The 14,833-nt window shown below is 48.0% G+C and carries 12 protein-coding genes; 7 read left to right on the top strand and 5 right to left on the bottom strand.

Translation table 11 applies throughout. The features are described from left to right. Positions 1–56 precede the first annotated feature (56 nt). The 4 genes from GV64_RS08845 to nfsA all read right to left on the bottom strand — a co-directional run bounded on the left by GV64_RS08845 (position 57) and on the right by nfsA (position 3,814). Complete coding sequence (locus GV64_RS08845; RefSeq protein ID WP_020580445.1) at positions 57–1,397, bottom strand: amidohydrolase; 1,341 nt, start codon at positions 1,395–1,397, stop codon at positions 57–59. Between the two features lie 127 nt (positions 1,398–1,524). Beyond that, positions 1,525–2,730, bottom strand: coding sequence for an MFS transporter (locus tag GV64_RS08840; RefSeq protein WP_020580446.1), 1,206 nt, complete (start codon positions 2,728–2,730; stop codon positions 1,525–1,527). Between the two features lie 62 nt (positions 2,731–2,792). Further along, positions 2,793–2,954 (bottom strand): hypothetical protein, encoded by a 162-nt coding sequence (locus GV64_RS25505; RefSeq protein ID WP_020580447.1) that lies wholly within the window; start codon positions 2,952–2,954, stop codon positions 2,793–2,795. 122 nt (positions 2,955–3,076) lie between these two features. Beyond that, complete coding sequence (gene nfsA, locus GV64_RS08835) at positions 3,077–3,814, bottom strand: oxygen-insensitive NADPH nitroreductase (RefSeq protein WP_033402558.1); 738 nt, start codon at positions 3,812–3,814, stop codon at positions 3,077–3,079. A 142-nt stretch (positions 3,815–3,956) separates the two neighbouring features. Between nfsA and trhO the strand changes: the two genes are divergently transcribed. The 6 genes from trhO (at position 3,957) to GV64_RS08800 (ending at position 10,152) form a co-directional block, all read left to right on the top strand. Next, complete coding sequence (trhO, locus tag GV64_RS08830; protein WP_020580449.1) at positions 3,957–4,985, top strand: oxygen-dependent tRNA uridine(34) hydroxylase TrhO; 1,029 nt, start codon at positions 3,957–3,959, stop codon at positions 4,983–4,985. A gap of 105 nt (positions 4,986–5,090) precedes the next feature. Then, on the top strand, positions 5,091–5,285 hold the full coding sequence (locus tag GV64_RS08825) for a DUF4250 domain-containing protein (protein ID WP_020580450.1): 195 nt from the start codon (positions 5,091–5,093) through the stop codon (positions 5,283–5,285). A gap of 188 nt (positions 5,286–5,473) precedes the next feature. Continuing rightward, positions 5,474–6,058 (top strand): TetR/AcrR family transcriptional regulator, encoded by a 585-nt coding sequence (locus GV64_RS08820; RefSeq protein ID WP_020580451.1) that lies wholly within the window; start codon positions 5,474–5,476, stop codon positions 6,056–6,058. Between the two features lie 292 nt (positions 6,059–6,350). Beyond that, a complete protein-coding gene (locus tag GV64_RS08815) occupies positions 6,351–6,776 on the top strand; it encodes a DUF4345 family protein (RefSeq protein WP_020580452.1) in 426 nt (141 codons plus the stop codon). Positions 6,777–6,859: 83 nt separating this feature from the next. Next, positions 6,860–8,806 carry a hypothetical protein gene (locus GV64_RS08810; RefSeq protein ID WP_020580453.1) on the top strand — a complete coding sequence of 649 codons (1,947 nt, stop codon included), beginning with the start codon at positions 6,860–6,862 and terminating at the stop codon, positions 8,804–8,806. A 515-nt stretch (positions 8,807–9,321) separates the two neighbouring features. After that, positions 9,322–10,152, top strand: coding sequence for a hypothetical protein (locus GV64_RS08800; RefSeq protein WP_152553978.1), 831 nt, complete (start codon positions 9,322–9,324; stop codon positions 10,150–10,152). A 203-nt stretch (positions 10,153–10,355) separates the two neighbouring features. On the opposite strand, the gene GV64_RS08795 is transcribed toward GV64_RS08800, so the two are convergent. Beyond that, positions 10,356–10,943, bottom strand: a complete 588-nt coding sequence (locus GV64_RS08795; protein WP_152553977.1) for a hypothetical protein — start codon at positions 10,941–10,943, stop codon at positions 10,356–10,358. Positions 10,944–11,169: 226 nt separating this feature from the next. Here GV64_RS08795 and GV64_RS08790 point away from each other — a divergent pair, with 226 nt between their 5' ends. Beyond that, positions 11,170–14,766 carry a PI-PLC domain-containing protein gene (locus GV64_RS08790; RefSeq protein WP_020580457.1) on the top strand — a complete coding sequence of 1,199 codons (3,597 nt, stop codon included), beginning with the start codon at positions 11,170–11,172 and terminating at the stop codon, positions 14,764–14,766. The last annotated feature ends 67 nt before the right edge of the window (positions 14,767–14,833 follow it).

Here is a 14,833-nt window from a genome sequence, read left to right as displayed (position 1 = left end):
TCTAAAAAATCCTTTTTCTGCCATCCTCGCTACGGGCGCTATTCTCGGACGGCCTCCTAAAGGCTTCGGGCTTTCAGTGCCAGTGCACGCTTTCTCAGCTCAGTCATTACCTCCTGCTCATTGATCCCGACGACCTGTTTATTTTCCATCAGGATCTGGCCATCAACGATGGTGTGCACGACGTCATCTGCACGGCTGGAATAGACAAGGGCAGCTTCCGGGTTGTAGACCGGGGTGGTATGTGGGCGATGAATATCCACCACAATCATATCTGCCGCCTGACCTTCGGCCAGATAGCCGGTCTCATTTCGATTCATGGCAATGGCAGACTGACAGGTCGCCATTTCCAGCATCTGCTGCAGTGGCAGTAACTCTGGGTTGGTGTTGTTATTTTTATGAATAATGGCCGCGAACTTCATTTCCTGGAACATATCCAGCGTGTTATGGCTGGCAGGACCATCGGTCGCCAGGCCAATCTGGACACCGGCTTCCAGCATCTCCCTGATGGGCATATTTCCTGAACAGAGTTTGGCATTGCTGATCGGGCAGTGAGCGACATGCGCGCCAGTATCAGCCAGCAGCCGTATATCCTCGGCATTGAGTTTTGTGCAATGCGCCAGGGTCACATCAGGACCCAGAACGCCAAGCGATGCAAGCCACTGGGTAGGCGTTGTGCCGTAATTTTCTCCGACAAACTTCAGCTCCTGAACCCCTTCAGCCAGATGAGTATGAATTGGAACATTCAACTCATCAGCCACTTTCCGGTTCAGACGCCACATCTTCTCGGTGCAGGAGTAGGTGGCATGCGGGGATAGCGCCAGCTCCAGCCGTCCATCCTGGGAGCGGTGATGCAACTCAACCTTTTCGGCAAAAGTATCCAGTATCTTCCAGGAGCTTTCCGTGATGTCACTGTACAGGCCCCTGTCGGCAAATCCATAGCCAAGGGTTGCTCTCAGTGGCAGTGTCTTTAGGGCCTCAATCTGAGGCTCAACAATATAGGCATCAAAGTGTTCATTAAAACAGGTCATCCCGGAACGGGTCATCTCAATCAGTCCCGCCAGGCTCGCCCAGTAAAGAATTTCCGGATCAAAATTCTTTTTCATCTTCCACATAAACTGAAGCCATTCAAACAGCTTGGCATCTTCATTCAAGCCGCGGAGCAGGATATTAGAGGCGATGTGGGTATGACAGTTCACAAACCCGGGCATCACCACGTTACCGGCCACATCAATGACCCGGTTGGCCTGCCAGTTGCCCAGTGTCTCGGAAGCGCCAATGGCGGAAATTTTCTGACCGTTTATTAATACCGTTCCATTCTGGATCGGCTGCTGTCCGTTCATGGGCAGGACATAAGCCTGTGTGATGGCGATGTCTGCCTGCATTGGCTCAGTTAACATAGAATCCCCCGATACCACGTTGTTATTCAGCTTTATTGGAAAAGTCGGAAGGGATTATTGACGATATTTCTTGTGAAGATTTGATAGAACCTATCGGCTGGGCCGATAGGTTCACAGGCATGAGTTATTATGCGGTTGCCAGTCGAACCACAGGTCTGTCATCTATCGGCAAATGAATCAGTGCTGCCAGAAAGGCGAGCGCCACTGTAGACCACCAGATTGGTTCATAGGAGCCGGTAAAGTCGTAGATTCTTCCACCAGCCCAGGCGCCCAGGAAACTGCCCACCTGATGGGTAAAGAATACCAGCCCATACAATGTCGACATATAGCGGGAACCAAAGATCTGTCGAACCAGCCCGGAGGTCAGTGGCACCGTGCCCAACCAGCAGAAGCCAATCGCTGCACCAAATATAGCGGCGGTATCCACCGTTACCGGCAGAACAACAAAGGCTCCAATCACCAGCGTACGCATCAGATACAGTGCTGACATCACATGTCGTTTACTGAAACGATCACCCATCACACCCCAGAAGTAAGAACCGAAAATATTGAAGATGCCAACATAAGCCAGCGCCATGGCGGCACTGGAAGCCGGCAGGTGTTTGTCGGCCAGATAGCTGGGCAGATGTGTGGCAATAAACATCACATGGAAACCACAGACAAAGAAGCCGGCATGTATCAGCCAGTAGCCTCTGTGGGCAAACGCTTCTTTCAGTGCCTGCTTCAGCGTTTGCTCAGGCTGTGCTGATTGAGTCGACGTCTGCTGCCCTCTTGCCGTATTCATAAACAGGGCAAAAGCCACCATGATTGAGCAAAGTGCTGCAAACACCGCCAGCGCCTGCTGCCAGCCAAATTCACTCAGCAGGTACTGGGCACCCGGTATCATGGCAAACATACCGAACGAACCTGCTGCCGTCGTCAAACCAAATGCCTTGGCCGAGTGTTCTGCCGGAACCACCTTGGCAACGGCACCCAGCACAATCACATAACTGGTGGCACTCAGCCCAAGGCCAACCAGTGTCCCCAGGGAGAGGTAAAGAATGCCCGGAGCCGTTGCAATAGACGTCAGATAAAGTCCAAGCGCATAGGCAATCGCACCCAGGAAAACCACTCTTTTAGTACCAAAGCGATCCGCCGCCATACCAACAAAAGGTTGAAACAAGCCGAACATCAGATTTTGCAATGCAATGGCAAAACTGAAAAATTCCCGGCCGGTACCAAAATGCTCTGAAACCGGCAGCATGAAAATACCAAACGACTGACGTATGCCAAGGCAGATAATCAGAATCCCTATACCCAGCCATACTAGTAGGGGAAACCGGAAAATACTCATAAAGGTCTCAATATTCAGTAGTAAGGGAATCCAGCAATGCGTAAGAATCCCTGACAGTCAGTTTAAGGGTTGGATGAGGTATCTGAGTGCTGATGACAGCCAGAAGAAGCAGCCTGACCTGCCAGCAGATCAATCAGGCCGGGCGTGTTATGAACCACAAGCAGGGTTACGGCCAGCAGCAATGTCATACGACAGAGCTGAGCCCGGATGGATTGAGAGAACATGTTGGAATAGCCGGCAGCGATTAAAAAAGACGCGCAGTCTATCGCTACCGGTATGGGTAAACCATTGCGAATTGGCTCACCCGGGGATGTAGCATATACCTACCTGTGCTGACTGTTCGAGGTCAACGCATCTTAAACCCTTTTTTCTCCAGAAACTCTCTCATATGAGGTCGGGATTCTTTACCCAGCAAGGCTGACATCTCCTGGGACCAGACCCGATCCAGCTTACCTCCGGTTCGCCGCTGGTAATAAGTTCTCATGGTCTCATCGTATTCAGCCATTCGCTCAGCATTGACCGGCTGGTAATGCTCCTCCATCAGTATCGCATCCAACGGCAGCCTTGGCTTACACTCCGGATCCTGATCCGGGTAACCCAGGCAGAGCCCAAAGACGGGATAGACATTGTCCGGCAATGCCAGCAAATCGCTGACCTGTTGCGGGTCATTGCGCAGGGCTCCGATATAACAGATACCCAGCCCTTCTGACTCAGCAGCAACTACAACGTTCTGGGCAAACAGCGCAACGTCAACCGTGGCAATAATAAAATGCTCGGTCATACCGTCTGCCATGGTTTTGCCCGACTGTTCACAGCACCAGCCAGATCGGTTCAGGTCGGCACAGAACACCAGAAACTCGGCAGCTTCCTCCACATAGGCCTGCCCACCCGCCAGCTCAGCCATTGCTCTGCGGGTTTCAGGATTTCGAACCCGAATGACACTGACGCCCTGCAGGTTACTGGATGTGGCAGCGCTCTGCCCTGCGGTAATTAAGTCTCTTAACAAACTCTCTTCAACCGGCTGCTCAGTAAATTTGCGAATGGAGCGGTGTGATCGGAGCAGTTCAAGTACGGGTTGAGTCATGGTGTTATTCTTCATCCGGTCATTATTATTCTGCAATATCATAGCAGTGGCTCGATTTTTCAAGGCTTTAAGCCTCTGCTAGACTTCCCAGCCTGGCTCTGGATTTACGCTCCGGATCGCTGATTAAAGGACAATAAAGACAATGACTCACTCTCCAAAAGATGCTCAAACAGACGCCCACATTGTGGTCTGTGCCCTCTATAAATTCGTTACCCTGAAGAATTTCACCAGCCTGCGGGAACCCCTGCTCAGAACCATGGAAGCAAACCATGTCAGAGGAACGCTGCTGCTGGCTCAGGAAGGCATTAACGGCACCGTAGCCAGTACCCGGGAAGGCATTGATGCACTGCTGGCCTGGCTTAATCAGGATACCCGCCTGAACCCCATTGAATTCAAAGAATCCCTGAGCGCATCGATGCCTTTCAAAAGAACCAAGGTCAAACTCAAGAATGAGATTGTCACCATGGGAGTAGAAGGCATCGATCCTAAGCAAGTCGTGGGGACCTATGTCGACCCCAAAGACTGGAATAGCCTGATCAGTGATCCGGATGTCATTGTTGTGGATACCCGGAACGATTACGAAATACAGGTCGGGACCTTCAAGCACGCCATCAACCCAAAAACGGAGGCTTTCCGGCAGTTTCCGGAATACGTTGACACCAATCTGAATCCCGGGGCTCATAAAAAAGTGGCCATGTTCTGCACTGGCGGCATACGCTGCGAGAAGTCCACTGCCCTGCTCAAGGAAAAAGGCTTTGAAGAGGTTTACCACCTGAAAGGCGGCATCCTGAAATACCTGGAAGAAGTACCGAAGGCGGAGTCACTCTGGGAAGGCGAATGCTTTGTCTTTGATGACCGGGTGACAGTTAACCATGACCTTGAGCCGGGTTCCTACGACCAGTGCAACGCCTGTCGCCTGCCGATTACTGAAGCAGATAAACAAAGTGAAAAGTTTCAACAGGGGGTCAGCTGCCCACACTGTTTTGACAGGCTGACCGAAAAGCAGAAAGCGCGGTTTATGGAGCGTGAAAAGCAGATGCAGTTGGCCAGATCTCGAGGTGAAGCCCATATGGGGGAAGAGGTTGCCGAAACCGTTGTTCACCGTCGTCAGGTAAAGGAAGACGAACGCCGGCAACAGCAGCTGAAAACCCAGGCAGGCAAAACTGACTAGCTAAGCTATGGTTTAAGGGCAGCCACGAACTAAAAATACCACCCTCGTTGGGCAATGAAGAGGGTGATATTTTTTATCAACAGCTGACTTGAACGGAGAGTCACCATGGAACTCGAACACCCCGAGCATCTCAACCCTTTTATCCTTCTGGGTATCGTCAACGAAAAGCTAAGGCTTACCTGCAACTCGCTGGATCAGCTGGCCGATGAGATGGACATGAGCAAACAGGAAATCGAGAGCCAGCTTCATAAAATCCGTTTTCACTATCAGCCGCTCAATAATCAGTTTGTTCAAGACTAACAGATGCTCTTTAGAGCTTGTTGTTTGCCAATAAGCTCTTTCCTCTTTCCCAATATTGCGACTCCCCTATTCAACCTTCCCAAAAATATTACAAAAAAAGAAAGTTTGTAATATCTTTGGAGGATATAGAAACAATAAATAGAAAATACACTATCTGCATTACCTGATAGTTAGAGTTCCAGCCAATAATGAGCCCAAAGGCGCAGCAAACCTTTCACCATATACTGGATAGTGCCATGGCCTGCTATCTTGCAAAGGGGATTAACCGAACGACACTGGATGATGTTGCCAGAAAGGGTAATGTCAGTCGGACGACTCTCTACCGATATATAAAAAACGGTGACGACCTGTTACACCAGGTACTCATTCGAGATGCTGGTGAGCGTCTAACGGAATGTGAGCAGGCCATGCGTTACCACAACAACCTGGCCAGCACACTGGTAGACAGTATTCTTTTCTTTATGCGTGGCAGATCAAATCGTCCGGTCTTTCAACTCCTTTTTGAGAACCAACAGTCCGATGTAAACAGCAAACTCAGGCTGACACCGGACATGTTCCGACCAATGACAATAAAGATAATCGAGCCATTTTTTCAGCGTGAGCAAGATAAAAGCAACATCCGCCCCGATGTAACCCTTGAGATGGCCACTGAGTTGATTTGCCGGGTAACACTCTCTCTTATGACGTTTCCAGCGCAGTTCATTAATGATGAAAAAGCCCTGAGGCAATTCCTGGAAACCATGCTGGTGCCTGCAATAGTCAACAGAACCTAGGTTCTGTTGACATGAGGTTCCAAGCTCAGTGGTTCGTAAAGCCGTATTCCACGAGGCGGGCTGGTGAAGGTGTAGTGATTCTACATCAAACCAGCTCAACGAAGCTGGAAGGCGGCTTTACGAGCCACCCTACGGACTCAAGCCAGAATGCTTCTGCCGTTGTTGCAAGAACTTGAAAGACGTGAGTATTCCTGCGTCCTTGCGCCTAGCCAGAAGCATTCTGGCTTAAGCTGAGAAAGGAACCTCATGTCAACAGAACCTAAACAACACTAAAAAAAACACGGACAATACTATGAATAAAAAAACGCTCTATCTGATTTTCAATATCGCTGTTTGGACGCCGTGGGGATTAGCCTGCACACTGGCCCCCTTTCTGGTCACAGACATTATTGGCGTTAAAAGCCTGCACCCCAGCGGGGAAACGGATATGAGGGCCATGTACGGTGGCTTTCAGCTGGCCATGGGACTGATGGCCCTTCATGCACTTGTTAACCCACGCTTCTTTAAGTCGTTCGTCTATGCCCTGGGAGTTATTGGCTCCTGCCTTGCGCTCAGTCGAACCTACGGCCTGTTTATAGACGACAGTTTTACTACTTACACCCTGGGAGTACTGGGTTATGAATTATTTGCGGGAATATCAGGGCTGGTATGGCTTTACTCACTCTCGGGTCAAACCACCAGCAACAAAGCAAGCGGGCGATACCAAGCATCCAGTTGAAAACAGGTTGATCAAAGAAACAGGTTTTCCCGTTTCAACCAGTATCGATAATGCCATTTTTACAATAATAAAAGTCACACAGCATGAAATTAAATACGGTTTTGCTCACCTATCTGACACTTTGCTTATTGGTCAGTCCTTCTGGAACAGAGGCTAGCATTCCGAATGCTGTTGATGGTCCATTTCAACTCTCTGCCAGATCACCTATTGATGAAGCCTTCGACAGTGTCACCAGCGGTAATAATATTCAAGATGCCAGTGTAGATTGGATAAGCCAGATGCCTGAGGGTTTTCAGGCAAAACGAAATGCATCCTATCCATGGGCAACCACAACGTACGATGACCGGGAAGTCTGGGTTGGCACCATTTCACAGGGCTGGTGTGTCTGGCCGGTACAAAACCTGGATTACCCTTTTTATCTCAGTACCTACCAGAGCACATACACCGGTTGCTCACCGCAGAGCGTACTGTCCAGTCAATCACAGATCTACATCTATAACTTTGAACGCGGTACGCGTGAATTGGTGAATGAACATACATTAACCGCCGGAGGTGCGTTATTCAAAGAGGCTCTCGAGCCTCATGATGAAATGTCCTTCTTTTCCATCATGGGACTCCGCGCCGCTGGAACCTACAAAGACCTGGTATTTTTTGCCGGCCATCACCTGCATAAAGGTGGAGAGGGTTGGATCAGGCTGCTGGTCTTTAATGCCCGGGAACGTTCATTCCTTGGCTATCGGGATATCAAGGGAGATACAACACGACGTTTCAAGGTTCTTAAAGACGCGGATGGGAATGCTGGCTTTTACACCATTCTGGGTGCTGAAACCGGCATGACCCAGAATGGCAATGGGTCTACCGTGATGCTGCGCTGGGTTGGCACACCTGAAGACCCATTCAAGGGAGGAAACTATCGTGAAACGCTCAATGGCGAAGGGGCTGGCTGGGATGTGGTTTCCGCCCCAGTGCTCAACCACCGTTTTGGTATGATTGGCGACTTCATTCAGTTTACCCATGTCGATGGAACAGAACGCCTGATTATGTCATCAGCTGCGCACCCGTTGCTGTATGACCCGGAGTCAGGCGTAAGGGACAATAACCGACAGGAGTCGGTTATGTTGCTATCCGAGGAAATACCGATGGGCGGCTGGACCTCAGAAAGTCCAATGCAGTTCCAAATCATTTTCAGTATGGATCGCTATGATCCTGATGAGAAAGGTCGGTGGGGCGCAAAGTGGGGAACCGTCAATATCCATCATGACACATTGTATTTTGGCACCTATCACCAGGGGACTCAGGCAGGGCACAGCCATTTCAAAATAGCGGACAGCAAACTCTACAATCAGCTTACAGAAACCCGGAGTCAAGAGCAGACCTTCTTACAAAACCAGTGGCGTGCAACCTCCATCTTTCGAATCCCCCTCCAGCAACTGGATGAAATGGCCTCAGGAGAAACAGAGCCTGAGCTGCTCTACGGTTACGAGCATTTTCAAGTCGCCAATGAACACGGTAAGTGGCAAAGCGTACCCAACAATATGGGGGTAAAGCCCCTCTTTGGCAAAGCCGGAATGGGAAATCTCGGCAATATCTACTCCTGGACATCACTCAGCAAAGACGGCCGCCTTTTCTGGGGCTTGTTTGATGCCTTCAGTGGTGTTCACGACCTGTTGGCAGAAGCCGACTCCAGTCGTATGCTGCTCTATCCTGGTTTTTCTGTTCCCGTTCCATTCTGGGATCATTTCCGGGATACCAGCCCGACATCCAGCCTGTTTAGCTGGGCAAGAGAAGAAATGACACGAAATGGCAGGCTCCACGAGTTTATTGCCGGTGGAGACCTGATCTATTTTGATAATGATGGTATCCCACATACGCTCACGAATAATGGCTTTGGCAACCCCTGTGTAAACGGTATACGGAATGCCGAAGAACTCGGCAATAGAATATATTTTGCCACATCAACCTGGTGCAATTTATCCGAGCGGGCTGGCCTTGAATTCTATGAATTCAAACCTGAACTGATAAGGCCATAAAGGCGCAAAATATGCGGTATATTTGTTCCACATAAGCAGAGAGCAGCACAGCATGCTACGAACTATGAACGGCACTTTGCACATGCACTCACAGCGCGTCGAACGACTTGTAAAGGAATCTGGTTCAATTGTCTCTCCCCCCTTTGGGTATTCAACTGGTCTCATTCGAAATGGTGAATACCCTCTGGCTACGCTATGTTCTAAAGGTTGGTTTGAGCGGAGAACCATCATGGAATTCGAACATCCCAACCCTTTTATTCTTCTGGGTATTGTTAATGAAAAGCTCAGATTTACCTGCAACTCGCCGGAATAGCTGTGTGATGAGATGGATATCAGTAAACAAGAGTGAGCAACAGCTCCATAAAACCTATTTTCACTACCAATCACTGAATAATCAGTTCGCTAATGACTGTGGGTCATTGGCGATTGGATATACAAGCATTAATAAAATTGGCACTTAGGAACTAAAAGTAAAAAATCAGATCTATCTAATAAAATAAATAATATGGATATTTATGATAAGAAGCTATCTTAGATACGCCCTTATGACTGAAACTGGGCACACAGAGACTGCACCGTCATCAGGATATGCAAGGTACACTGCATTTCAAAGGCACACTCGGAAATGTAAAGAAATTGAAAAAAAAACAATCGCTCCCCCCATTGATTTCACAATACCTCATATTGGTAATCTATGTTCTTACATTGATAAGAACAAAATCGCCAAGGTGTGGATGATTTCTGATTCAAACAGGGTTCTGAGAAGTACTATCAGCGCTGAGACTATTGCAGATAATACTTCTCGTAAGCTGAAAATTATTAAAACCGATAAACCAGCCTGGTCCATTGATGAAAGCTATGAACCAGTACACAGCTGGAATGGCAGCAGAATTAAATACAGACAATTAGACAACCTTTGTATTGTTGATGCCTGCCAGGAGCATCTGTTAAAAAAGCAGTACCAACTCATCATTGGTAAAGCCGTCTTATGTTCCTGCTTTGGTCAGGAGCAAACCTGTGGTGGGATTCCAATGGGAAAAGTACTGCAATTCATGGAAGGAATTGGAAAGCAATTAAAACCGGAAGCCCATGCTGTTGCAATACTGACAGGTAATTCCCCTCCACATGAGGGTGATATGGAAAACTGGAATGCAGGTGCTGCTGCTTTGAAAAAAGCCGTCAGCGATTTTAATAGCTTGCATGAAAAAGATAACCTTTTTGCTGTTTTCTGGGAAACAACAAGTAGCTCAGGAAAATCCTCCTTCGGTACCAATATCTCATATGCAGGCGCCTTCTCTCCGTTACCCTCACGCCGATGCTTTCCAATTACAAGAGCATTTAATTAATATATTTAGGGGTGAGTTATAGTATTTATCAATGAAACTCAGTGAAATAGTCACCATCCCTACTATGGCCAGCTGTGACAGAGAGTATTCAAATAGTTCCCTTGATTCACAGTGCAACAGCCGGTTACAGCCTCTTTGATATCCGGCAGGAAATTATATTTTTTAAATGGCACCCCAGCCCTGATACAAATCAGTAGCTGGCTTTATGCAAAATACTGCCACACCAGCTTCACAGATAACGTCCCGCCTCTAACCGCATGAACCAGTAAAATAGCAAACCCCAGGGTCATCAATGGCAACAGTGGTCGCTTTTCCTCCTGCAGAAAATACCAGCCAGCTCCCAGAACACACAGAGCCAGAATCATCTGTCGGGCATCGATCGGCTCACCGGAAACCATCTCCATAAAAATAGCCAGACAGCCAATCACATTAGCAATCAGCCATAATGGCGAAAGCATCCCAATACTGCCCAACAGGGGGAACTTAATCAGAGCCCCGCCAGTCCAGGCTTTAGGCTGAAGGTCAGAAGAAAGGTGAAAGGCTATTCCTAAGGCCAGACCTGCAGCAATGGGTGAGAAACCAAAAGCCCAAAACAGAAGTGCTGGTATACAGGAGTGCGTAATTGCAGAACGATGGGACAACCCCGGAGTCAACAAATCCAGATCAGGCAGTCGAATGCCTGCAATCAACCCAGAAAGAAAAAAAAGAATCTCTTCCATGAAGGCCATGGTGGGCCAGAACGGGCAAAATTCTCTGGCTGCCAGAACCAAACCCGCCAACAGAAAAGCCATCAGCGGTGCACCATATAACTTCATAGATCACAAAACAGTCTTATAAAACAGGAGGGTAGACTATAACCGCTATTACTGTGGCAAGACCAGTCAGATTCTTAGCCTTAGGTTCTGTTGACATAAAGTCACTGACTTAGCCTCTGGCAAAGAGCGTAATATTACTGGATATAAGTACTTCGTAATGACAGCCGAAATATAAATTCATCACAACCAGGGAAGGTTTACCGTGAATATTGAGCCAGAAAAAGGTGTTCAACATCTGCCAGCTGATGTAAACCCCAAAAAAACAAACCAAGCAGCGTATAAAAATGGGAAAAAATTAGCACCACATAAGGTTGGTGAGCCATACCAGAGAGCAGACGGTTCAGGTCAACCTTTGGGCAGAAAACTCTCAGAGCGGAGTATTTCCTCATTGAGTGACGACGGTTATGGAACTGATACAACCTCAATATCACCTGATGATGAGTTCTCTGACACGGCATCGATCACATCAGAAAGCTCTGTTGATAGTGCCATCTCTGAAGATGACAGATTTACCCGCAATTATTGCAAGAATGCAGAAAGCTTCATCAATGAAGCATCTTCTGGTGACAAAAGCCATCTTGATGTGCCACTCTTCTGGACGGATGATTTAGTTCAGGAACTGAGGGATATTGCAGTCATAGAGGGCCGGACTGTAACGCTTGATGATTACCTTTCGTTGAATCAAGAAAAAAACGATGCCTTAAACCCAAAAGAAGATATAGATCGATTATTTACACAGGCTTCTCTGTTTGAACTTCCTCTTTATAGCCCTGAAGATATTCATGAGCGCCTTGATCAACTGAATCATAATCTTCAAAACCCAAAGCCAATACAACAGAAAAAACAAGAATTACCAGAACGTATATTTTTGCCTAAGGGAAAAGAAGAAAAGCTGTTGCAATATTGCATTGACGAAGGAATTGCAAAAATTACTGAACGTGTTTATCTACAGTTTGATCAACAATATAAGCCTGACTCAATGCACGACAGGCAAACCGCTCTCCGAGGCCCTATTACTAAAGAGACATTCAGAAACAAACTGAAACAGCTGGACCAACAACTCAGCCAAAAGCTCAACCAGGAAATCAAGAGTACCCAATTACCTAAACTTATTTATTTGTCTAAAGGAAAAGAAGAAAAGCTGTTGGAATATTGCATTGAGAGACGAATTACAGACATCACCGATGATGTTTTTATGCGGTTCGAGAAAAAGTTCACGCCTGACTCAATGAAAGACAGACAAACCACCTTTCGAGCAATACCAAAAGATAAGTTTCCAAAAAAAAGGGAGCAACTCAACCAACAACTCGCCGAAAAAATCCAGAGCACCCGCGCCGCCAAAGCATTTAAAGAACCTGCAGGTAATCAGAAACTCGAAAAAGGATTACTTGCTGGCGCTGTAGCAGGTGCCGTAGCATCAGGAGCGAGTGTTGCGGCTGCCAGCGCACTGCAACCACCCCATGATCCAAGCATGTTTGATCACATCTCTCCTAAAGATATACCTATCGATCAAATAAAAATATTCGCCGCACACAACACTGAGGCGGTTCCTGGTAAAGGATCATTGCCACTACTTGCTACCAACCAAAATATAGATCTGGAGGATATGCTGGACAAAACCCCGATTCGGGGGTTTGATCTTGATTTGCATAATCATAATGGTGAAATCGTCATCAACCACGGTGGAATCTTCGACGCTACCGTCAGCGATGACAATATTCCCAAACTGGATAATGTACTGGAGACTATGAATGACTGGCTGGAAGAGCCAGGCAACCATGATGAAATACTGTTCCTGAATTTTGAAAACCGGGGAAACCTGCCCTGGGATGCGCTGGAAAATGCCTTTGGACGTGATGCCGTACTGGATTCTTATGAATACAGCAATATGGTATCCAAACTGGGTCGTGCTCCAACGATCGAAGAAATTCGCGCAGAGGGGTTCAAAGTCGTGGACTTTGACCACTCCCGTTTTATCGAAGCCGGTAGCGGCGAAGTTGGCTTTCATAACCTGCAGCTGGACAGTGTCTGGGAAGACCGGACGATTATGGAGCACGGTATCGATATGGACCTTGAGTTCGGTAAGTTCTCAACGGACGATATCGCACCTCATATCACCACCGACCAGATTGATGAAATCATGAATACCCCGGGAGGGAAATGGGTTTCTCTTGACCAGGTATCGCCAAACGACCCCCGCTTTTTCAAACCGGAAGACCGTGATGGGCTGGCGCTGAACCCAGACCTGAAGTTAATGGGTCTGTTTTATGAAAGCGACGAAGCCTTTCAATCAGCTCTGTTAGGTTTTGGAACAGCCACAGCAGGGGCTACTGCAGCCCTGGCACTTGCCGGCGGTGCCTATCAGGGGTTCCTGAATGAAAAGAAAATACGAAATCAGGACAAGTTGATGCCGGGCCATCTTAAGGCCATGGAGCTGACGGCAATTCTGCAAAAACGAAAAACCAGTAAGAAGCACGCGGGCAAACCATTGGGGGAAAAAATAACACTTGAAGAAGTGAAGAGCCTCTATAAAAAGAATCAGCTGAAAACCATGACCAAAGACACCATCATGGCGGGAGCCAGTGCTACAGTCAGCTTAACTGGTTCGGCACTGGCCCTGGGTATGCTTTTTCCACCATTGATGCCTGCATTTGGTGGCGTGTCTGCTGGTGTAGCTGGAACAGGGACAGTTGCTACGCTGTTGGCAACCGTTGGCAACCGTAAACGTCTGGGCAAGGCTATCGATGAAGCCTTTAATAACCCCGGGGTCCTCAAGGCGCTGCAAGAGCGGGTCGACGCCATGAACAGCGAAATTGCAAATTGTGCCAAAAGCAGTGGTGATGTCGATGAACTGTTGTCCAGTATGGTTACTGACCGTGAGAAAGGTGAACGTTTGTTAAAAGCCAGTACCGTGATGCTGAGCACCAGTCTAGTTGCCAGGGCCAGTGGAATGAGCAAGTACGGAATGCCCGCCCTGGGAACCGCTGCAATGGGAGTTGGCGCCACTATTACCGGGGTACTTGTCGCTCTTTCTGCAGCCATGAACTTCCGGGATCGTCGCAGTAAATTACAGAACCTTTCCCAAACCACATCAGAAGTCCTGCGCCCAGACTATGGCAGAAAACAGAAAAGAAAACTGGGTTTGTTTGGGGATACTGCTTTTCAGCGATTCCTTAAAAAGAACCGAACAGAAGTGATTAAAGACCTTGGTCTGAAGCCGGGCTGTACCAACAAAGAGATTTCATTTGCATTCTCACTCCCAGGTAATGAAACAAAACTTGAGTATTATTTACGTGGCTTTGCGAAAAAGGAATGGTTGAAAGACGTCACAGCATTTGCCAATGAGCAAAAGCCCAAGCAAAACTTTGCTGAGGTTCGAAAAGATCCTGAAGCGTTAAAAGCACTGCTGAAGCATTACGCCATCAAACGGGTTGGGGACTTTGCCCATAACGACACGTTTGCAGAAGGGCGATCTGGCACCCTCAAACTGGCACTGATTGGAGCGTTCAGTGGTATTTTCTTTCTCCCTATGCTCGGTGTAGCTGCCGGAGTTCTGGGAATAGGCCTGGGAGTATCAAAAGGCGTAGCCGTTCATGAGCGGAATGTCTTTACCAAAAAGCTGACAGACCTCATGGATAATGGCCCGGGAGAGGATGAGGAAAAAATAGCAGCCCATAATAGCCTGGTTGGCATGATTGACAGCTGGACGAATATGCTGGCGGACACACCTACAGCACAGCCTCTCACCGCTAAAGCGGTTGATACATCACCTGCCAACCCCAAACAGAAAAAAAAGTAAAATATCTGGGAGCGGTACGGTACAAAGCTATATCGGGACTTATTCACGAACCGCCTCCAGGAGGAGG

The sequence above is a fragment of the Endozoicomonas elysicola genome (genome assembly GCF_000710775.1).
Lineage (GTDB): Bacteria > Pseudomonadota > Gammaproteobacteria > Pseudomonadales > Endozoicomonadaceae > Endozoicomonas > Endozoicomonas elysicola.
The sequence above is the reverse complement of the archived record's forward strand: the minus strand, read 5'-3'. Positions and strand labels throughout refer to the sequence as shown.